The sequence below is a fragment of the Gimesia sp. genome (genome assembly GCF_048262075.1).
Classification (GTDB): Bacteria; Planctomycetota; Planctomycetia; order Planctomycetales; family Planctomycetaceae; genus Gimesia.
Genome location: NZ_JBLXFK010000014.1, coordinates 86,746 through 109,635 on the forward strand (window position 1 = coordinate 86,746; position 22,890 = coordinate 109,635).

The 22,890-nt window shown below is 49.2% G+C and carries 11 protein-coding genes and 1 pseudogene; 5 read left to right on the forward strand and 7 right to left on the reverse strand.

Annotated features, from left to right (window positions below; all coding sequences use genetic code 11):
- Positions 1-72: 72 nt before the first annotated feature.
- Together ACN0YH_RS22685 and ACN0YH_RS22690 are read left to right on the forward strand one after the other, a co-directional pair.
- Positions 73-4,161 carry a response regulator gene (locus ACN0YH_RS22685; RefSeq protein WP_417381878.1) on the forward strand — a complete coding sequence of 1,363 codons (4,089 nt, stop codon included), beginning with the start codon at positions 73-75 and terminating at the stop codon, positions 4,159-4,161.
- A gap of 3 nt (positions 4,162-4,164) precedes the next feature.
- Entirely contained in the window at positions 4,165-5,823 is a 1,659-nt protein-coding gene (locus tag ACN0YH_RS22690; RefSeq protein ID WP_417381879.1) for a Glu/Leu/Phe/Val dehydrogenase dimerization domain-containing protein, read from the forward strand.
- A 36-nt stretch (positions 5,824-5,859) separates the two neighbouring features.
- Here ACN0YH_RS22690 and ACN0YH_RS22695 read toward each other — a convergent pair whose 3' ends face one another.
- The 4 genes from ACN0YH_RS22695 to ACN0YH_RS22710 all read right to left on the reverse strand — a co-directional run bounded on the left by ACN0YH_RS22695 (position 5,860) and on the right by ACN0YH_RS22710 (position 15,581).
- Entirely contained in the window at positions 5,860-8,394 is a 2,535-nt protein-coding gene (locus ACN0YH_RS22695; RefSeq protein WP_417381880.1) for an ATP-binding protein, read from the reverse strand.
- The gene (locus ACN0YH_RS22700; protein ID WP_417381881.1) at positions 8,387-9,898 is read right to left on the reverse strand and encodes an ATPase domain-containing protein; all 1,512 of its coding nucleotides are present in this window, start codon (positions 9,896-9,898) and stop codon (positions 8,387-8,389) included. Before ACN0YH_RS22700 ends, ACN0YH_RS22695 begins: the two co-directional genes overlap by 8 nt.
- A 704-nt stretch (positions 9,899-10,602) precedes the next feature.
- Positions 10,603-13,047: a hypothetical protein gene (locus ACN0YH_RS22705; protein ID WP_417381882.1), complete on the reverse strand. Its 2,445-nt coding sequence runs from the start codon at positions 13,045-13,047 to the stop codon at positions 10,603-10,605.
- Between the two features lie 20 nt (positions 13,048-13,067).
- Entirely contained in the window at positions 13,068-15,581 is a 2,514-nt protein-coding gene (locus ACN0YH_RS22710; RefSeq protein ID WP_417381883.1) for a DUF1549 domain-containing protein, read from the reverse strand.
- Between the two features lie 293 nt (positions 15,582-15,874).
- Here ACN0YH_RS22710 and ACN0YH_RS22715 point away from each other — a divergent pair, with 293 nt between their 5' ends.
- The 3 genes from ACN0YH_RS22715 (at position 15,875) to ACN0YH_RS22725 (ending at position 20,799) form a co-directional block, all read left to right on the forward strand.
- A complete protein-coding gene (locus tag ACN0YH_RS22715) occupies positions 15,875-17,302 on the forward strand; it encodes a DUF1501 domain-containing protein (protein WP_417381884.1) in 1,428 nt (475 codons plus the stop codon).
- A 191-nt stretch (positions 17,303-17,493) separates the two neighbouring features.
- A complete protein-coding gene (locus ACN0YH_RS22720; protein WP_417381885.1) occupies positions 17,494-18,870 on the forward strand; it encodes an FAD-dependent oxidoreductase in 1,377 nt (458 codons plus the stop codon).
- A 183-nt stretch (positions 18,871-19,053) separates the two neighbouring features.
- On the forward strand, positions 19,054-20,799 hold the full coding sequence (locus tag ACN0YH_RS22725) for an ArnT family glycosyltransferase (protein WP_417381886.1): 1,746 nt from the start codon (positions 19,054-19,056) through the stop codon (positions 20,797-20,799).
- 347 nt (positions 20,800-21,146) lie between these two features.
- Here the strand turns inward: ACN0YH_RS22725 and ACN0YH_RS22730 are convergent.
- From ACN0YH_RS22730 to ACN0YH_RS22740, 3 genes and pseudogenes are all read right to left on the reverse strand, one after another.
- Positions 21,147-21,266, reverse strand: a pseudogene (locus ACN0YH_RS22730) (IS3 family transposase); the annotation flags it as partial.
- Between the two features lie 85 nt (positions 21,267-21,351).
- Positions 21,352-21,795 carry a hypothetical protein gene (locus tag ACN0YH_RS22735; protein ID WP_417381887.1) on the reverse strand — a complete coding sequence of 148 codons (444 nt, stop codon included), beginning with the start codon at positions 21,793-21,795 and terminating at the stop codon, positions 21,352-21,354.
- A 272-nt stretch (positions 21,796-22,067) separates the two neighbouring features.
- Positions 22,068-22,880 carry a hypothetical protein gene (locus ACN0YH_RS22740; RefSeq protein ID WP_417381888.1) on the reverse strand — a complete coding sequence of 271 codons (813 nt, stop codon included), beginning with the start codon at positions 22,878-22,880 and terminating at the stop codon, positions 22,068-22,070.
- Between the last annotated feature and the right edge of the window lie 10 nt (positions 22,881-22,890).

The window sequence follows — 22,890 nt, forward strand, 5'->3', positions numbered from 1 at the left end:
CCTGGAGCGGGACTGGATGACAGCTTCCCGGCCAGACGCTGGTATCGTTATGTGTCAGGAAGGATCAGCTCCATGTGCGCTTCCACTGATCGACAACAGGTTGCTCCTGCAACAAAACAACATACTTTCACAAATGAGCCGCCTTCATTCTGGCGATCTTTGTTGCTGAAAAATACTCTGTTCGTCGCAGCCGTCGTGGTATTAAGCGGAGGGATCCTTGGACATCTGGCCTATGTTGTCGCGCGCGATATTATTCATGACAATATTCATCTCCGCCTGCAACTGGTTGTCACAGATCGGGCCGCTTTGTTCGAAGAATATGTGAAGCAGCAGTTGGAACGCGCTGCCCTGGTGACGAATCGTACCAGTCTGCATGAATTAATCGAGGAATTCAATGAGGGAGAGATTGATCTGAATTCGTTTCGTGAGCAATCGCAGCGAATTCTGGAAGACACAAAATTTGGAAGCACATCGGGTTTCCGAGATCTGTGGATTGTTAACCCGCATGGAACTGTCATTACTGCAACCAATGAGGAGTATTTGAGTAAAACCTACGCCGGAGATCCAGGTTTTTTAGAAGGGAAAGAGCATCCGCGTCTGGATCTGCCACAGGAAGTCAATGGACGCTACCTGACTTACCTGGTCGCACCGATGAATAATAAAGCAGGAAACCTGCTGGGGGTCCTCATGGTCTGGCTGGATGTGACCCCACTCAAAGAAATATTAACGAATCGTGTTGGCTTGCAGAAGACGGGTGATTTACTGGTTGCAACTCAGCAGGGCGATCATGTTCGCTATTTGTTTCAGCCTCGCGACAGTGATGAATGGTCTGTTCCAATCTCTGATGTACCGGCGATGGCGAAAGCACTACAGGACGAAAGTGGATCAGAGGTGATGGATTACAGCGGCGATCGGGTTCTGGTCTCTTATCGCCCTGTGGATTATCAACCGGATCTGAAAGCGCCTTGGGGAATGGTTACCAAAATCAGCCTGGCGGAAGCCTATGCTCCGGTGACTTATTTGCGCAAATTGCTGCTGCTGATGCAGTTGGGGCTGGTTATATTTGGTATGGCCGTTTCGTTTCTCGTGGCGCGACGCTTTACCCGGCCCGTTCTGGGACTTGCAACTTCAGCCGCAAAAATTGCGGGAGGTAATCTGGATGTCCGGGTACCCATTACTTCATCAGATGAAGTTGGGATGCTGGGGGCTGCGTTTAATCATATGGCAGAGGAACTGTCGGCATCACGTGAAGAGCTGGAGGACAGAATTGAACAACGGACTGCTGAGTTAAAAACGTCACAGAAACAGCTCAGGCGACAGTCTCGGATTCTACAATCCATTCTGGATAGTATGGGCGACGGTGTGATCGTTGCGGACCAGGATGGGAAATCGGTATTCTGGAATCCGGCTGCCGAGCAGATTGTAGGGATCGGCCCCCAGAATGTGGATCCGGATAAGTGGTCACAGATTTATGGATGTTACCTGGCAGATGGGATAACCATGTGTCCTTCCAGAGATCTGCCCCTGGCCCGTGCGATGCGTGGAGAATCGCTGGATGAAGTCGTGTTGTATCTTGAGAATCCTGATATACCGGAGGGGACCTGGATCAGCGTGACAGCCCGGCCACTCCGAAATGATCGCGGTGAATTACGGGGTGGTGTGATTGTGATGCGGGACATTACCGAGTCCCGGGCTAACCAGGAAGAACTGGAATCAAGAGATAAGAAGAATCGTGCCATCCTGGCAACCACCCATGAAGCCTATGTGGGGATCAATGAGAAAAGCATCATCTGTGAATGGAATGAACAGGCAGAGATGACTTTTGGCTGGTCTTCGACAGAGGCCATTGGCCGCTCTCTGGAAGAGACGATTATGCCCGAAAGGTACTGGCACCAGCATACTCATGGTTTAGAACATTATCTCCGGTCAGGTGAAGGGCCGTTTCTGAACAAGCGGCTGGAACTTTCCGCCTTGCATCGGGATGGACACGAATTTCCTGTTGAGCTGACTATTACACCAGTGCCGCAGGGACACGGATTTCTGTTCGCGGCGTTTATTCATGATATTACTGAAGAAAAGCAGGCAGATGAAGAATTACGACAGGCGAAAGAAGCTGCCGAAGCTGCCAGTCGTGCGAAGAGCGCATTTCTGGCAACCATGAGTCACGAAATTCGTACTCCCATGAATGCGGTTATTGGGATGACAGAACTGTTGCTCGATACGAGTCTGAATTCTACACAACGCGAATATCTGACGATGGTTCATGAGTCGGGGGAATCGTTACTTTCGGTGATCAATGATATTCTTGATTTCTCTAAAATTGAAGCGGGTCGATTTGATCTCGAGAAAACGCCGTTCCATCTGCGGGAGAACCTGGGTGATACCATGAAGTCTCTCGCAGTCCGCGCTCATCACAAGCATCTGGAACTGGCATTTCACCTGGACGCAGATGTCCCGGATTTAATCGTGGGTGACCGTTTCCGCTTGCGGCAGATCATTGTCAACCTGGTCGGGAATGCCATTAAATTCACTGAAGAAGGCGAAATTGTTCTGGATGTGAACTACGATTTCCAGTCAAAGAATGAACTGCAACTGCATTTTGTAGTCCGCGACACGGGAATTGGCATCCCCGAGGACAAACAGCAACAGATCTTCCAGGCTTTTGAACAGGTCGATGAGTCGATGGCCCGCCGCTTCAGTGGTACGGGGCTGGGGCTGGCAATTGCCTCGCGTCTGATAGAAATGATGGGCGGAAAAATCTGGGTGAACAGCGAAGTCGGCAAGGGGAGTGAATTTCATTTTACGGCCCGTTTTGGAATAACAGAGGAAGAATTACCCGCGAGCGAGCCCCTGCTGAAAGTGGAGCTTGATGGATTACGGGTTCTGATTGTTGATGACAATCATACGAATTGTCAGATTCTTGAAGAAATGCTGGGAAGCTGGAACATGCAGACTCAATCCATCAATCGCGGCAGTGACACTCTGGATGTGATGCATGCCAGTGAGCAGGCGGGGCAACCTTTTGACCTTGTACTCGTAGATGCGAATATGCCAGTCATGGATGGTTTTTCTGTCGCGAAAGCCATCAAGCAGGATTCTACACTCGGTAGTGCGGTTATCATGATGATTACTTCCAGTGATCGTCAGGGGGAAATATCCCGCTGCAAAGATCTGGGGATCGCCGCCCATCTGATTAAACCTTTGAAACAATCTGAATTGTTCAATTCGATTGCCGAAACACTGGGTATGAATGGTGCCTCACAACGCCCCGTCCGGTCAGCGACTGAAGATCTGGCACGGCGGATCGGCCCGCTCAAGGTCTTACTGGTGGAAGACAGTCTGGTGAATCAGAAACTGGCACTCGCTCTGCTGGAACCCCATGGTCATGATATCTCAGTCGTTCGGAATGGCAGGGATGCTGTTGAAGAAAGGAAGACCCATAACTTTGATCTGATTCTCATGGATGTGCAGATGCCCGAAATGGATGGCCTGGAAGCCACGCGGCTGATTCGGGAATACGAACAGGAAACAGGCGAGCACGTTCCCATCATCGCAATGACCGCGCATGCCATGAAGGGGGATCGCGAACGCTGCCTGGAGGCAGGTATGGATGGTTACGTATCTAAACCGGTTCGTGTCAGAGAACTGTTTTCGACGATAGAAGACTGTCTGCATCTAAGTTCAGCAGATGCGCTCACTAAAGAAATTACAATTCCGGAATCGAAAGACAAGAGTGAGTCCGTTAATGATTCAAACAGCAAAGCAGCAGTCGGAGAAGTCGAGCAGCACCACGCAGTTGGCGCAAAGCGTATCCTTGACTGGAAGCAGGCGATGGAACGGTCTGAAATTCCGGCTGAAGCACTTAATGAACTCGGGCAGATCTTTCTGACCGAAGCACCTCGCTTATTGTCAGAGATCAAAGAAGCCCTAAAAGATAATGATGCGCAGTCACTCAGACGCGCCGCCCATACATTGAAAAGTTCGGCTGCCTTGTTTGAAGCACATCCTGCTGCCGAAGCGGCGCTGAAGCTGGAAATTCTGGGCAAAGAGAAAAAACTGAGCGAAGCCAGAAAGGCATTAGAGAATCTGGACCGGGAATTCGACCGACTGCTCCCCGCGGTTGCCGATCACATTGAGTCCACTACATCTGAAAAGGAATAAACGATGAATACTGCATCTGGGAATACAGTAAAAGTACTGCTGGTTGAAGACAATCCGATCCATGTCGGCCTGGTGAAAACCTTACTGGCAGAATCAAAAACCCCTGTGTTTCAACTCCAGTATGCCGGAACGTTGCAGGCGGGATTGAATCAGTTGGATGCGGCTTCGGTGGATGTAGTGCTTCTCGATCTGACTCTTCCCGACAGTGAAGACCTGGATACTTTTATCAGGGTTCGTTCATTTGCCCCCGCGATTCCGATTGTGATTGTAACCAGTCTGGATGATATCAAGCTGGCAGCCAAGGCGGTTGAAGCCGGAGCCCAGGATTACCTGGTAAAAACGCAACTCAGCAGAACTTCGCTGATCCGGTCCATGCGGTATGCGATTGAACGGACCAGAGTACGCGACGCAGAATGGGATTCTCCCATGTTTCGTCTGGCCCAGCGACAGTTTCTGAAAGCAGCGCAGTTCATGGGGCTGGATGATAATATCAGGCAGCGGCTTTTATTTCCCCAGCGAACGCTGGTGGTCACGTTACCTTTTCGGCGGGATCATTACACAGAGGTAGAGACGGTTTTTGGTTATCGAGTCCAGCACATTCTGACGATGGGACCAACGAAAGGGGGGATCCGTTACCACCAGGATGTCAGCCTGGGGGAAGTCTCTGCGCTGGCCATGTGGATGAGCTGGAAATGTGCGCTGGTGCATCTCCCGTTCGGAGGAGCGAAGGGCGGAGTTCGTATTGATCCGACCGGCTTGACCAGCCATGAACTGCAGCGGTTGACGCGGCGCTTCGCAACAGAAATCAGCCCGATTATCGGTCCTGATAAAGATATACCGGCCCCCGATATGGGAACCAATGAACGAGTCATGGCCTGGATTATGGATACCTACAGCCAGGAAAAGGGTTACACAGTTCCAGCAGTTGTTACCGGGAAACCAGTTGTACTGGGCGGAGCCCGGGGAAGAAATGAAGCCACCGGACGCGGTGTCGTTTATCTGATTCAGGAAGCGTCAAAGCACCTGAAAATGAACCTGAGTGAATGCACGGCCGTGGTACAGGGATTCGGAAATGTCGGCAGTCATGCCGCCCTGTTCCTGAGCGAACTGGGAGTGAAAATTATTGGTGTCAGTGATGCCACGACCGGCATTTTTAATCGTCATGGATTATCAATGCCTTCATTGCTCGAGTATGTCTCAGAGCACCGGTTTCTGGAAGGTTATCCTGAAGGAGATCACATCAGTAATGAGGAACTGCTGGAACTCAAGTGTGATATTCTGGTACCGGCGGCGCTGCAGAATCAGATTACTGCAGAGAATGCCGACCGTATTCAATGCAAATTGCTGGCAGAAGGCGCCAACGGCCCGACGACTCTGGAAGCAGATGAAGTGCTGAATGAAAAAGGGGTGTTTATCCTGCCGGACATTCTGGCAAACGCCGGTGGTGTGACTGTATCTTACTTTGAGTGGGTACAGGATACGCAGAACTATATGTGGAGTCTGGAAGAAGTGAATGAACGCCTGCAACGGATTCTCAAAGATGCGTTTCAACGGACTTTAAATCGCGCGCAGAAGAATCAGTTTGATATGCGAACCGCTGCCATGATTGAGGGGGTCGAACGCGTCGCCCAGGCAAAACTGGCACGCGGATTATATCCCTGATCCTGACTTCCGTCTGATGACAGTCAGGGCTACTGTTTACTGTGTATACCGTGCTACAATTTCAATCAGTTCTTTCATGTTGATTGGCTTGCTGAGAAAGGCATCACAGCCACTCGCAAGACACCGGTTCATATCGCCATGCATTGCGTCAGCCGTGAGAGCGATGATCGGTCGTTTAAAACCGAGACTGCGAAGCCGTTCTGCAGTCTGGTATCCGTCCAGTCGTGGCATTTGCATATCCAGCAGTATCATGTCAAACGAATTCTGTCCGCGTTCTACCCGTTCGATCGCTTCGAGGCCATCATTAACCGACTCCACTTCTGCTCCCGATTTGATCAGAAATTGTTTGACAAGGTACCGGATATCCCGTCGGTCATCGACGACCAGTACATTGCAGGATAATGAGGGTGGAAATTCCTGTGGATCTGGCACGTCTGTCGAAGATTTGTATTTTTTCTGAGGATGAATTAACGAAGCAGAATCAACTAAACCGGCGCTGATTTTACAGGTAAATGTGGTGCCTGAACCGGGATGACTGGTAACCTCAATACTTCCCCCCAGCATGCGGGCCAGCCGCGAACTGATGGCCAGTCCCAGTCCAGTTCCCCCAAAAGCACGGGTGACAGAAGTATCGCCTTGAGAGAAATTCTGAAATAGCTGGGAAAGCTGTGCTTCAGTAATTCCTATCCCGGTATCGATGACTTCGAACTGAATGACAGGTGTCTCACCTGAGGCATCATATGAAATGACAAGTCGGATGGAACCGTCGGTGGTAAATTTGATCGCATTGCCAATCAGGTTCACGAGGATCTGCCTCAGACGCTTCGGGTCGCTTTCTATCAGATTGGGGATGGTTGTTGCATATTCAACACTAAAATCGAGCTTCTTTTCCACGGCGCGAACCTGCATCATCGAATACACGTCTGCAACGAGCTCATCCGCAGCAAATCTCTCCGTGACGCATTCCATCTTCCCCGCTTCGATTTTAGAAAGGTCCAGAATATCATTGATGATATCCAGCAGGAAACTTCCGTTTTTCTGAATCATACGCAGATGTTTCAGCTTTTCCGGATCATTTTCTGAACCGGCAAGTAAATCGGCATAGCCTAGAACTGCTGTCATGGGAGTGCGTATTTCATGGCTCATGTTGGCAACAAATTCACTTTTGGCAGCACTTGCCTGTTGTCCAATTTTATACAACCGGGCGTTGTCAATCGCGATGGATGCCCGACGTGCCAATTCTTCGGCTGTTTTGAAGTCACTGATTTTATGTCGATGTGCCGCATCGGTTTGAATCAGGGTTAAAACACCAAACTGCTGATTACGGATTCCTAACGGCACCACGATCAATGATTGCGCGCCTAATTCCCGCAGCGCAGGCAGTTGTTCCGGAGTTTGAACGATTTCCTGAAGTAACTCCTCTGTGAGGTTCTCAACGAAAATAGTTTCATTCCCGAACAGATGACAATTGGAATGCTGCTCCTTGAGGGAAGGAGACGAATCCGTTTGCATCAGCTGTTCAACAAGATGAGAGTTTGCTGTATTCGCATGAGCAATTTTCATCCGCCGGACTGAATGATTATCGCCAATCAGCTCCAGGATAGCCCAGTCTCCCAGGGTGGGTACACACAACGATGCGACACTTTCCAGCGTGGTTTCAAAATCGAGTGAAGCGGCGAGTGTCATGGTAGCCTCACTCAGAAATCGTTCGATTTCAGCAGCGCGAAGTTCGCGTTTTTCCTGAACTTTTTCGGCTGAAATATCCCAGAACAGACCGGCGAAATGTTCCGGGTTCCCCATTTCCCATTCAACAGATTCGCCCATCAACTCCATCCATCTCTGCTCTTTACCAGAGTGCAGGATGCGAAACTCCTCTTCAAAAGACTGTTTTTTACTGACAGAATTATTCCAGACCTCCTGAAGCTTCGGTAAATCCTCCGGGTGGATTGCGGAATAAAATTTCTCCAGCGTGACAGATTCTCCAGGGGGGAAACCAAGCAGATCTTGAATCCCGTCTGACCAATACAGGTTGCCATGTTGCAGTTCCCAGGCTGCCATGCCTCCTGCTTTTAAAGCCAGTGAAAAGCGTCTTTGCTGAATTTCCAGGTTCTGATTGACCTCGTTCCGTTCTTTCAGCAGGTTCCGCACACTGTATTGGCGTTGCCGATCGCGCAGATTGGCCCGAATTGTATTGATAAAAACCGCGATTCGAACCGGTCGCCGAATCAGTGTAATATTCCCCAGTTCCTGTAGCTGATTCAGTGAAGGTGAGGCATGCTCTCCGGCGACCAGTAAAACCACGATGGGCAGGTCAGACCATGCCGGTTGGTTTGACAGTAATTCAGATATCAGACCATTTTGATCTGTTTTCAGGTATTCTTCTGCAATCAACGCGACGGCGGCATTGCCCTGACTCACCTGATTGCAGAGATCCTGCAAGTTGGCACAAACTCGAGTTTTGATTCTGGCGTCTTCCAGGACCCTGACGCAAAACTCATTATCTTTCGGGGTAGGAGCCAGAATCAGCACACAGAGACTGTCGGAATCCTCTGTCACTGCTTCCTTATTCATGCTCTTTACCTAGTAGTTTCGAAATTTTTCCTGTAAATGCAGGCGTTCCACTGAGGATTCCCTGAAACTCGTCTAATGGCGAACCAACGCGGATGACTCCATCCTTCATTTGAAACTCGCGTATGGTGCGCTCATGGGATCCGGTTCGTTTCTTCACAACTGAAATCGCCTGTCGTAACTCGCCCGCTGCTTCAAAATAACGAAACAGAATGACCGCATCTGCCAGGTAGCTGGCATCAACGGGGGTTGCCATATGCCCCAGCATTCCATGCTGCGCGACCACAAGGAATGTCAGTATTTTCTGCTTGGCCAAAGTCTTGAGGATTTCATGCATCTGCACGATCAGAAAACGCTCATGAGGCATCGCATTCATGTACCCGTTCAGACTGTCGATCACCACGACGGAGACTCGTCTGCCGTCATCACTGGGCCGGATCGCGTCGCGAATCTGGCAAGCAAACTCACCAGGCAGTAATTCGCCGGGATCCAGTTGGTGAATGATGATATTCCCCGAATCCAGATGTTCCTGGAGTGGCATGTTTAAACTGGCTGCACGCTCTACGAGGACTTCACGAGTTTCATCGAAGATAAAAAATACAGCTTTTTCACCACGACTCGCAGCGGAGATCGCATACAGCATCGCAGTGGATGATTTACCAACTCCTGCCGGTCCCAGGAGCAGGGTACTCGTTCCGGCAGAGAGTCCTCCACCTACGAGATTGTCTAGCGATTCGTTTCCACTCAGGATGAGTGGAAATTTTGCGTTTTCAACCGGTTGTGCCTGCCCCTTGCGCGGAAACAGATTCAAACCTCCCGTCAGCAACTGAAAGTCATGAAAGCCTCCCTGAAATTTCTGGCCTCTGTGTTTAATCACTCTCAGACGACGACGCTCTCCGCCGTAATCACCCATCATATGTTCCAGCCGTATGACCCCGTGGGCAATACTTTGTAATTGCTGATCCGCATCCTGTGCTGTATTGTCGTCGAGCATCAGCACCGTACAGTTGCGACCAGTGAAGAAGTGTTTAAGGGCCAGAATCTGGCGTCGATAGCGTAGAGGGCTCTGTGCCAGCAGTCGCATTTCCGAAAGCGAATCGAAGGCGACCCGCGTGGGTTTACTCTGTTCGACGTGTTCCAGTACCCCGCGGATCGTTTTACTTAATTCCACTTCGGAAGGTTCGAACATGGAATACTGCGAGGCATTGGAATCAACCAGTTCACTTGAGTCTACCAGTTCGTAAACGTCAATATCTTTCATGTTCCAGCCGTGCGAAGCCGCTACTGCTTCCAGCTCCTCTTTTGTTTCAGAGAGCGTCACGTATAAACCGGTTTCTCCTCTTCTGGCTCCTTCGAGAAGGAACTGAAGTGCAAGTGTCGTTTTTCCCGTCCCCGGGTCGCCTTCAACTAAATAGACCCGTCCGGATGTCAAACCACCTTCAAGAATCGTATCTAATGCTGAATTTCCAGTTTGGACTATCTCTTCACGCTTTGATTCTTCAGCCATCCTCTTCTCACATTCACGAAAATTATGAATCCAAACTTTTAATCAGGAATGAGACTTCTGATTGACTCAAATAACCAATCGAAAAGCCTGATCCGCAAAGTGAATTCCTGATGCGGGTGAGGTAATTTGTCAGGTTAAACTTCCTGCCTGTAAAAGATATTATCAGCATGCTAATACATTCTGTCTACTGGCTTCCGTTGAAAAGAGACTAAACTATCGAATTTCACAGTAAGATCTGGGATATACCTTGGTTTGCCCCTGTGCAATCAGGGGAACGGGTAACGAAGATAGAAATGCTCTTTTAGTCCTGCCTGTTAAATATTTAGACGAAGAATTACTGAAAAATAAGGGGCTATGCAATTCAGGGAGAAGCGAACATGCCTAATAGAGCGCATCACATTTAACCATAGCGTCTCTCAATCTATTATACTCGTTCCAAATGGCCCTGGAGACGCTACAGTAAAACTAGACACAGTCTAGAATCTGATCATTGAATGAAAATAACATGTGTCCTTCGGGGGGAGTTCGTTGAAGACAATTTGTCGCAGTTTCGAAAAGAGTATCGAAGTGGTGTGCTCAGAAACGATTTTGAATTGGCACTGAAAAGAATTCCGATTTCAGATATCGATAATTACCGGGCTGCATTGTGGAAATTCCGTCGTGCTGCTGGCGAAGCGGAAGTCACGCAGAATTAAATCGGAAGACTATTTTTTCTCAACAGGCTTGGTCACGTGGACTGTGATCAGTTTGGACCAGGCGGCAAATTTATTATCTGTCGCGGTCGCTTTATTTTGTGTTGAATTTGCCTTGGCAGTCGCTTGTGTCAGGGCGGTTTCCGCTCGTTTTAATCGATCGGTACTCTGCTTGACCTGTTCCAGGGCAGATTTGGATTTCTCAGCCGTCTCTTTAGTAAGTTCTATATCTGATTTAATCGTTGTTATGAGGTTTTCAAGACGCTTCACTTCAGCAGCAGCTGCATCGCTGGCAGGAACATTATGCCGATATTGGGTAACGCCTACCCCCATTAAGGCAAACTGGTACTGGCCTGGTTCGATTTTAAAATTTCCGTTGGGTTTAAAATTTATAACCAGTGTTCCCTCTGTTTCATTCTCAGCGATATTCACTGTGGGAGGGCTGCGTAACAGACCGAACAGCTCATTCGGCTCTATCGTCAGGTTTCCTTTACGCGTACCCTTGCCGGATAATTGAATCGGGATTTCCAGTTTCTGATTCAATTCCACGGTCCAGATTTTATCCTCAGACGGGGTTATTACCACGGGAGCCTTTTCATCCTCATTGACAGCCAGTGGAATGCGCGTTGTCAGACGGGAGCGTACTCGTATCGCATCTGAGAAAATATGGCCCCAGATAAGAGAGGCGAACTTTGCTTCCCGGACTTCCTGTTGATTCTTGATCTGCGCTTTACCCACAATTTTAATTTCACCTGCCCAGCGATTTGCTGTGGGATCAGCGGAGAGTACCAGCACGCCACGATCCGTTTTTCCGCTTAGCACCAGCGGCTTTGCTGTCACGCCTTGTGGTAATCCTTCTGCCGTCACGGTGATATCACCGGTAAATCCATCCTGTCGCGGTGCAACAATGCGCACACCCCAGTTTGCTCCCCGTCTGAGTAGTGGGGTGACAGAGTAGCCGGTTCGGCTTGTCGGCAAAGTTCTCTCCGTCGAAGCGAGCAACTGAAAATCAGGCGTGGGTTCTCTGATCGCCAGCCTGTAAACATGGGCCGGGCTGCTACCTCCAAACTGATTCAAAACGACCACTTCATATTTTCCATCCGCATCTGCCGTAAATGAAGCCGCTGCATCCACGGTGTCAAAATTGATCGCATCTTTATTGTCGGTACTGAAAAACGAAGGCAGGTCATCGTTTTCAGCGACTTTTTTCCGTGAGACTTTTCCCTCTTTTGTTTTCGTGATCTGAAAAACTTCGAGGTAGGGATCCACTTCCGATTTCATCCGGTCCGCAATAATTTCAATACAATAGGTTTTCCCTTTGGTGGCCTGGAACTGGTACACATCCTCTTCATTGGGTTCATTAAACTGCCCGGCAATTTCGACAGGTATCGATACGGATTGAATTTCTTTTCCTGCAGATTCTAAAGTAACCGGAGCGGTGGCAAATCCAATACTGACTGTACTCGAATTGCCCAGCCGGAATTCATGTCCATTCAGAAGTCCCTGTCGAGGCTTCCAGGGCTGGAAACTGTCAGGCGGGGTAGCCACATCGGGTAACTGGATTTCGACTTCGATAGATTCCAGCTTCCGTCCATTTAATGAGACAGAATTTCCCAGACTGCCCCCTGGTAAATTACGTCCATAAACGGTATAGACATTTCGAGAGCCAGGTTCACCTGCAGGGGGAAAGACAAAATCGATGTGGGGGCCATCAGAAATATTCAGACGATAAAAGTGTTCTGAACCGCCTCGGTACAGAATGTCGGAAATCGCCAGAAAATATTCCTGATCCTGTTCAGATTGGAGTTCGAGAAAAGGATCGCGTCCATACCAGTCACGATTGCGGGTGATTTCCCGTCCTTCGGAATCGTAGACAACGATCTGGCCGTCCAGGCGGGAATCAACTCGTTCCGCAATCAGTTCGACGAGCACCCGTTGTCCCCCTTTGGCCTGAAACCGGTACCAGTCAATGCCTCGCGAAGGAACGCTGCCTGTGATAGTTGAGTTCACTTCGACAGCCATCGCAGTCTCCCTGCTGGCATGGTTTCCCTTTTCATCGACTTCTCGATTGTCTGCAGGAGCCACTACAAACGGGCGGGCCGTGGAAAGTCCAAAATAGGAAACGGCACGGACTTCATAGATGCCGGGAGGGACCTCCTTTGAAACGACGACTTCGAATTGGGAGCCTTGGATTCGTGGTTCCGGGTAAATGTCATCTGCAGGCAGTATTACCGGCTTGGCTATAATCCCCGGATGCGAAAAACGAAGTTCGCTGGCATTATCCAGGTTGGATCCGGTAATTGACAGCTTGATAGTGTTTCCTGCCGCCGCTGAGAACGGTCTGATCTGTCTGAGGTCAGCGGTTGGCAGTTGTGCGGAAACCATCTGCTGCGATGTCAGGAACGACAGCAGTGATAGTAAATAAACGAGACTATTTAAACGATTGATCGACTTCATTTTAATTCATTCACTGTCGTTTAATGGTTAAACAAAAATTCTTTGGTGTTGATAACCACCCAGATGATGTCTTCATAAGCTTCTTTCACAGCCTGTTCCTCAGATAGTTTTTTGGGATCGGCTGCAGACTGTTGACGTTTCTTGGCCAGGTGTGCCAGAGCCGTGTCGAGTTCTTCCTGTGTGGGCTGTCTCGACATGGTCAGTAGATAGAGTTCTGTAATGTGTGAGCGATCATCCTTGGATTTGTCGCGTGCCAGTTGTACCGCTCTGCCATCAGAAGCAGACAGGATACTCTGCATCGTGTCCGAATTAATCAGATGCAGGCTTTGTGCCAGATCCGCGTTGGCCGTTCGTTCACATTCACAGGCAGTATCCATCTGCGGGCGACCAAAGACACGCAGGAAAAACGATTCTACATTGGCTGAGTCATCAGGTAACGCTACCGCACGAACACCCACGGGTTGATGATTGAAGTTATTCTTTGCGCCGGCGGCATCATTCATGGCGTCGAGCATGATTTCTGCAGAGAGACGCCTTGGGTAGTAGCGGGCATAGTTCTGGTCATCATCCTGATTGTATTTGTTAGGAAACGAACTGAACTGATACGTGCGACTGTTACAGATCACGCGGCACAACTGCTTCAGGTCATAGTCCGATTTCACAAATGACTCTGCCAGTTCGTCCAGCAATTCTGGATGAGTCGCGGGGTTGGTAATCCGAATATCGTCTTCCGGTTCGACCAGTCCACGACCGAAGAAATGTTTCCAGTAGCGGTTCACCAGCATCTTTGCGAAGAAAGGATTATCGGGTGAGGATATCCAATCTGCCAGATCAATACGTGGATCACGACGAGCGGGAATGTCTAACGCCTCTCCATCAAGTGGGGTTGGTTTCAGCTCGCGGTCGGTGTTCGGGTTTTTCGCGACAGCAACCATGCGTTTATGATAGACTGTATCTTCTTCAGGCAGCTTGTAAACTTCTTTACGACCGATCGTAGTAAAGAAAGCCTGGAAACCGTAGAAATCATCCTGGCTCCATTTTTCATAAGGATGATGATGGCACTGGGCACATTGAATTCGCACTCCCAGAAATACCTGGGCAATGTCAGACATCTGGTCTTTGGAGTCTTTTACAGCCCGGTACCAGGAAACAGCAGGATTAGAGCCCGACTTACCACGTGCCGTTACCAACTCGGTGACAAACTGATTGTAGGGCTTGTTGGCAGAGAGACTGGTGCGAATCCAGGAGTGAAAAGCGAATGTTTCCCGCGCAACCTGTTCCAGATTTCCTCCCGCTTTATTACGTAGAATTCCTGCCCACTTGGCGGCGAACAGATCAGCATATCCGGGACTGTCCAGCAGCTCGTCAATTTTTCGAGCACGTTTGTCAGGACGATTGTCTGTTAGAAACTCGCGGGTCTGTACCAGCGTCGGAATTCTACCCGTCATATCGAGGGTGACGCGTCGCAGAAATGTGGAGTCATCACAATGATCCGAAGGGGGCAGTCCCAACACTTTCAATTTGGCGAAAATATGCTTGTCAATAAAGTTCGTCGGATCAGGCAGGTCGGGGGTCGGCTGTCCTAAAGGAATCGTTGCCATGAAGACGGCAACATGTTCCTGGAAACGCACCATGACCGATGTGGTACCTGTCATGTCTTTGATTGTTACCAGTCCATGTTCATCCACTTCAGACATCTTCGGCTGGTTGGGTTTGTACTCTGCGACACGAGTGATATCCTGGGTCGTTCCATCGGAGAAGTAGGCGGTGACCGTCAACTGCTGAGTCGCATGTAAAGGGAGTACACGATCCTGGGGATAAATTTCAATGCGTTGGACAGTCGGACCTGTCTCAGGATCATAGTGCATCCCTTCCTGAATCCAGCGCTTAATGAGTTGATATTCTGCGCCCCCTTTTTCAAACCGGTTGCCACCCCCATGGGGAATCTCCCCCGTCGCTTTACGGAGCAGCAAACTTGTTTCCGGTGCTGCGGGAGAAACACGGCGTCCCAGTGATTCTTTCGTGAGGTATTCGAAATCGTTGGCTGGTTCAAAACCGAGCAGGGAGAGATGAAAATTATTCTTTCCGGAAGGCGTACCATGACAGGCACCGCTGTTACAGCCACCCCGTGTCAGTTGAGGAACCACGTCGTTATAAAAATTGACAGGCCGCTGCTTTTCAAAGGATGTAACTACCACAGGAAATTTTACAGTCAGTTTCTCGTTCAAGCGGGCCATGATCGTGGCATTGCCGTTGGACAATGGTGTCACAAAACCCGTGGAACTTACTTTGACAATTCCTGCAGGCAGCGGTTCATACTTAACTTCCCGAGTCACATCACGCTGACTCCCTGTCTGGTCTTCAGTCAGAGTCACCAGCAGTTGCTGACAGGCATCGGGATCGGTGAGTTGAATTGTCTTTGTCTGACGGGGAAGGTAACCGACCAGTTCCGCTGTCTCAGCAGAAGTGGGTAACAATACGCAGACAGCAGTCAGACAGAAAACCTGCCACAGTACAAGAGAGATCGATTTCATAGAGATTCCCGAAATAACAGGCTCAGTAGGTTCACTTTTGACTGTAGAATTAACCGTCTCGAGAAATCAGACTTAAGCAGATTTGACCAGGCCAGTTGACCCAAAACAGGACGAAGCTGGCTGCTGCATCGGATTTATCGATCATTTTTCATCATTCAGTTCAAATTTCAGAAGTTTCTGAATTAAATTGAACTTGTATTTCCATTCTAAACGATGCAAGATACATTACAATACGTTGATGCGTACTGGTTTTCAAAACGTATCGAGTTTTTTTACGGATTGGGATGATGGCAATGGGTGTAAAATCCGGAACGGGTCGCTGTGCAGGACCGATGAAGCGTCGTACATTTCTTGAGTTCGGCGGAGCCAGCCTGCTGGGACTGGGAATGAATGATCTGCTGCGTCAACAGGCACTGGCGAAAGCGATGGGCGATTCACTCGAAGATACGTCTGTGATTTTCGTCTGGCTTCCCGGCGGTCCTCCCCATATGGAAACCTATGATATGAAGCCTGGTGCACCGGCAGAATATCGTGGAGAATTCCGTCCGATTCATACGAACGTGCCTGGTCTTGATGTATGCGAGATGCTTCCCCAGCATGCTAAAATCGCAGATAAGTTTAATCTGATTCGCTCTATTCACCATGAATTTGCAGACCATGGCGGCGGGCACAAACGACTGATGACCGGTCGGGTTCCCGCCACTCCTGTGGGGACCATCAATGACGCACCCGCTGTGAGTACCATTGTCAAAAAGATGCTTGAGAAAAACGGGAACGAAATGCCGGTGTGTGTTTCCGAAGTCGATGCGTCCCGTGCTTCAATCGATACCTTTGCCATGGGCCCCGCTTACCTTGGACCCTCCTCAACTCCGTTTATGGTCGCCGGTGATCCCAGTAATCCCGAATTCAAAGTTCAGAATATTGGCGTGAAGTCCTCCATGGAAACCCGACTGGATGATCGGATCGCCATGCTGAAAGGCATTGATAATTTCCGACGCGATGTCGACAAGAGTGGATCAATGAAAGCCATGGACAGTTTCAATCGGCAGGCGATCGATATGCTGACCAGCGAAAAGGTTCGTAGCGCATTCGATCTCTCCCAGGAACCCAAAGAACTGCGAGATCGTTACGGCTGGAATGCTTACGGACAACGCGCCATTCTGGGAAGACGCCTGGTAGAATCTGGTGTCCGGTTTGTGACAATGGTGTGGGAACACCCTTATCCCGGCAAACGCACACCGAAGACAGCAGCCTATAACTGGGATTCCCACGCGGTCAACGCGCATCTGTTCAAAGACTGTGACTGGCGCCTGCCTCCGTATGATCAAGCCGTATCTGCTTTAATCGAAGACCTGTATCAGCGCGGCCTGGATCGACGGGTCTTACTGGTCGTCACGGGAGAATTCGGTCGCACTCCTAAACTCACAGTGCGGCGTGGTACACAGACCGGCGTCATGCAGCCCGGCCGTGATCACTGGCCGAAAGCGATGTCTGTCCTGGTTTCAGGGGGCGGAATGCGAACAGGCCAGGTCATTGGTGCAACCAATCCCAAAGGGGAATACCCGGTCGAACGTCGCATGACTCCCAATGATCTTTGGGCGACCGTATATCGTCATCTGGGCATCGATCATGAGCATGTACTGCATGACCTCCAGGGACGCCCGGTGGCAATTCTGCCGTTTGGAAGTCCCATACCTGAACTCGCGCCAGTGTCTGCCTGAAATTCGGAACGGCTTTCATTAAAACGTTGCAAGCGAAACAGAGAATCTGCGCACACTCAACCGGCAGAACTCTGTTATTACACGCGGATCAGAATGCAGAACGTACAGAGACTGTGTTGCGACCCGGTTAAGTGATTGCTATTTTGAGTGTTGCACTCTTTGCACTATTCACTCCCCCTGGATCGACAACCATGACAATCGAGACTGAGTTCATTACAAAAACCTGGGATATCCCACTACGCGCCAGCGTGGATGTCGCCGTGATTGGCGGCGGCTCAGCCGGCGTCGCCGCTGCTTCTGCCGCGGCCCGCAACGGGGCATCCACAATTCTGGTCGAACGCTATGGTTTCCTGGGAGGAACCTCGACGGCTGGTATGGTGGGGCCTTTCATGACGTCCTACACACCCGATGGAAAAAGGCAGCTCGTCGCCGGGCTGTTTCAGGAAGTCATTGACCGTATGGTGGCCATGGGAGGTGCCGTTGATCCTTCCACGACAGAAGCCGGTTCTGCCTGGGGTTCGTTTATCGAACTGGGACATGCCAATGTGACTCCCTTTCACGTCGAAGCGCTCAAGATGGCAGCGCTGGAAATGGTCTGCGATTCCGACGCACAAATACGTTTTCATACTTCGTTCGTCGATGTCATCATGGACGGCGAACGCATTTCTGATATTGTGATTCTGGATAAAGCCGGGCTGGGACTGCTGCGACCGAAAGTCGTCATTGATACTTCAGGTGATGGAGACATTGCAGCCAAAGCAGGTGCTCCTTTTGAAGTGGGCCGCCGCGAAGACGGTAAGATGATGCCAGTCACGTTATTTCTGACGATCGGCAATGTCGATGATGACCGTGTGGTCGACTGGATGCGAGAGCATGAAAAACTGCATCCGGGAGAACGCTTGTTTGAATGTATTGTGAAAGAGGCACGCAAAACCGGCGCCTGGACTCTGGAACGCGAGTTTCTGAACATCTATCGCGAGCCGACACCCGGTCAGTGGCGCGTGAATACGACCCGCGTTCAGAATGTCGATGGAACAAATCCCGATGACCTGTCTCGCGCCGAAGTGGAAAGTCGCAGGCAGGCATGGGAGCTGATTCGCTTTTTCCGTTCGCATTGTCCCGGCCTGGAAAATGTACAACTGCTTGCCACAGGCAGTCAGGTTGGTGTGAGGGAGACGCGACATATCCTGGGAGACTATGTTCTCAATGGAGAGGATGTGCTCGAAGGACGCAAGTTCGAAGATGGAATTGCCCAGTGTTCTTATCCCATTGATATCCACGATCCCCAGGGACCACGTGGTCGACTGGAAGGCATTCATGCAGATCATTACGAAATTCCCTATCGCTGCCTCGTGCCGCGACAGGTCAGTAATCTCCTCGTAGCAGGACGGCCCATCTCCGCAGACCACGAAGGAGCTGCCTCAGCACGCGTGATTCCCCCCTGCTATGCCACCGGCCAGGCTGCTGGGACCGCAGCCAGTCTCTCCCTGAAACAGTCTGTCACACCTCGCGAAGTCGATATTGAACAACTGCGAAAAACACTGCAGGAGCAGGGGGCCGTCGTTTAGACTCTGTCCCGTTTTCCTGTAACGTCTCCGGGGCTCTTGGGGCAGTTTGCATTCTTCTTTTCAGAAAAGACTGGATTTGTGAATTGATTAAGTTATTTTGGGTTGGTGTACGTATGGATTGTTTTCGGCGGTGCTGAGACTGATCTGACAAAGCTGCCATCCAAAAGAGAAATCAGTTGCCATATGAAATCCACTGGTGCTTCAGAGCAGTCATTCACAGGAAATGGTAAGGAAGACATCCTTTCCCTGTTTTTTCTGTCACTGCTTATGATCGTGATACATACCATCATTGCTTTTTCGATTCCCTGGGAAACAAAAGTTGTCTGTAATGATGACTGGGCCTACAGTTGGGCATGTCAACAATGGTTCGAGCAGGGGACCCTTCGATTACATCCAGCTGCGATGGCGTGGGGGCTGCCCCAATTGATCCTGGGCAATCTGGTTTGCCTGATCTCAGGAAATGCCAGTGGAGAACTGCTTCGCTGGGTAGGGCTGGCGATTGGTATTGCCTGCGTATATTTATTTTATGCCAGCCTCCGAATCTTTGGTGATCGACCTCTATCTGCTGCTGCAAAATCCTGCTTACTGGCTGTGAATCCCCTGGTGGTACCGCTCTCCTGGAGCTTCATGACAGACATGATGTTCCTGCTGTTGATTCTTGTTGCTGTATCAGCGATCGGCTTGTCAGGGCGGACGATGAAGCTTCCTGTGCTTTTGCTGACAGGTGTAGCGATTGGTCTGGTCACTCTGCAGCGCCAATATGGACTGGCTTTATTACTTGTTTTTCTCATTCAGCCTGCTGTCTGGCAACGGAGGCGCGTGTGGGTAACTCTGGTGGGTATACTGGTTCCTTTTGTCTTTTTATTTGTGGTCTGGCACTGGCTGGATCAGGGCGGCGGTAATGTCAGTGGCCTCCTACCACGATTGCAAATTATATTCAGAACACTGACGGATAGACCACTGCAGAGCATCACCAACTTTTGTTCGGCCTGGCAGCAAGGGCTTGCGCTGATCAGCCTGTTCTGGTTGCCTTTTGAATTGATGACACCTCGAAAATGGCAACCCAAAGTACTTTTAGGATGCGCACTTATTTTTTTGCTTTCGGAACTCAAGTTAATTTATTCTTCACCGGCAGAGTTTGGATTCGCTGCACTCGATCGTGTTACCTGGGCACATTTCTATTATTTTGGTCTTATCGGAGAAGGCTTACATGACACCGCAATCATCCATCAACTGCGTCCCGGGACCCCTGACTTAGAAGAAATAATTCTGTTGATCCATCTGGTCTCACTCATTTCGGGGACATTACTGCTCTCAAGAATTATTGAAGCTTTAAGCAAGGCGTGTGAGAACGGATATCGACGTTTCCCTGGTTCAGTTCCCGTGCCTCTGGCATCATTTTTACTTCTGCTGTCTGTGGTCGTAACCATCAGTGTCCTGAGTCAATTTTTTCTTTTCGATCGTTATTTACTCATCTGTATCGCGATGGCTGGTTTTCTCTATAAGGGGAAGATTTATAAGTGGCGGCTGATGACAGGTTTTTATCTCTGTTTCTCCCTGGTTCTGGCTGGGATCTCAATCACAGGAACGATTGATTACTGGCGCTGGTCTGCGGCACGGTTTCAGCTGATTCAACAGTTGATTGCAGAGGGGGTAGAACCGCAGGAAATTGACGGCGGTTACGGATACCACGGTCTGAAAACACCGGTCCGAATTACTAAAGATGGCAAAGTGAATACAGAGTGGGAGACATACTGGTCTGGAAAGATCAGGCGGTATTGTATTGAATTTAACAGGGGAGGCAGTGGTTATCAGGAGCTGACGGTGATGCCGTTTGAGAGTCCGTTATACCGGCGAAAAGACTCGTTGCTTTATCTGAAGATGCTGCCGACTCTTCCCCCAACGGAGAAAAAAAATATCCGGGAATGAACAAAGCCTTCGTCGCGAAAACAAAGGCTTTGTTACAATTTGATTTATTTAAAGAAATACACCCGGAGGGATTCGAACCCCCAACCCCCGGTTCCGAAGACAACTTGAGGATCGGGTAAAAGTGCCCTTAAACGCCGTGATTTCTAGACCATTTTAAAAAAGGGATGTTGTTTCATGCCATCGCATTTTATAGCTGAAAAATGCAGTTTCAAGTGGTAATTTAAATAAAAAGTGGTAGTGGGTGGTAGGGTTTTGTAAGCTGTTTTCCCGAGTGGCAGGTTACAAGTAAATTTCAATCGAGGTGTTACCGCTCCCGATAGACCAGTTCCTTTTTCAGCGTTGCGAAGAAGGACTCCAGCCAAATACAACCAACCCTCATCAGTCCACAAATACGTGATATCACTCACCCAGATCTGGTTCGCCTGCGTGGGAGAGTCGAACTGCTGATTTAACAGATTCTCAGCCAGGGCCAGAGTCTCTTCATATTCAGCCTCATTCATCATGCCGACGGTTTGTTTACCTGCAAGTAGCGACAACCCACGGGCTCCATAGCTATGGTTGAGTTGCTGAAAAGGTCGTAATCCGCTTTATAATATCATCACGAGAATCTGTAATTGCCAACAATGGCGCGTACTCATAACCTGCTGCAAGTTGCGATAAGAGTGGAAAAACGGGCTTCTGCCATTTCCAATATCCGTGCCCCAGAAAAATCATTGGACTTGATATTCCAAAGGATTTATAGTGATTCTGAGCTGCGTCTTGAAATACCTCTTGAATAGTACCTGCGCTACCAGGTGCAAAAATAACCCCATGTGTTGCGATTGAGCATGACCTACTTTTCAGATCACACTTCTCCAAGTGAGCGGGAGGAAATGGCCGCTTAAAACTCTGAAGCGGGGCGGTATAATTATGTGCAATGGCGGCATTGACTATCGAGTTTTCACCGTGAGGTGGGAGTAGAAACAGCCAACTGTTCGGAGAGCTGGCCTGATACATTGCGATGTATCCTCTTGTAAGTTCCAAGAGATAGAATCATTTTTGGGTGAATCTGAACTAAACCTCATGGGTTTTTCAATTCTGGTTCAGGAATTAGCTGTCAGAATCATGGGGACGGTAAGTGCTTCTGATGAAGCGAACCCAACAAGTCCTTGGGAGATGGATGTGAATGAGATCCGAAAAATGAATCACGACTTATCGAGATATGGAAGCAAGTTACTGGGAGCAAGCCTCAATGGAATACCGAAAAGGAGTTCGGTGATGAGTATGGCTCAAGTGGTGCTCTCCGGTAATGGTGCAACGAGAATCGTTTCTCGCGAACTTTTAAGACGCGTTAGGTCCTTTTGAAAAAACTCATAAAATGAGTCGCTGCCCAAGGGACACAGCTCTAGTACCGGTACAGGTTGTCGTGAGCTGGAAGTGATCGTATAAAAAGAGACTATAGCTGAGCGATCACCTAGAAATAATGTGTAAGTTGGATAGGCGGAGATCAATCTTATTTCTAAAAGTGAGCCAGTATTGGAATCAGAATGTAACTTTTGAAGTAATGCGATGGTTCTGTCAATTTTTTCAGCGATCCGACTTTTTTCAAGTTGGATGTCTTGATCTTCATCACGCGTTTTTTTGGCAAGTTCATCCAGAAAACTGCACTCAGGGTTTAGTAGAAATATTTCTGTTGATGTCTGTTTGTTTGCAAATCGAGTTCCCAACAATCTGGCAATCGACGTGTCAGAGCACCATTTATATCCGTCATTGAAAACGATCGCTAAATGGTGACTACTGAGGAGTATCTCTTCAAATTTTGATTTATCTGGTCCTACATAAGCTTCACTAATCCCGGCTTCATGAACAGATCTCTTTAATTTGAAAAGTTCGATCAGATACGAAATCAGTTCCTTTTCGACAAATATTTTCTCAATCATTGAAATTAAACCAACTACAATCAATGCAGCCGATAGATGATCGAGGAAGCGAGCTATATTCTCATGGTTGTGATGCAGGGACGTCGCCCCGATCATTCCAATTAAACCAAAACATAACAGTGATAAGGCGATGATAATATGTATGTGATGTTTCAGCTTCATACTTTTTGTA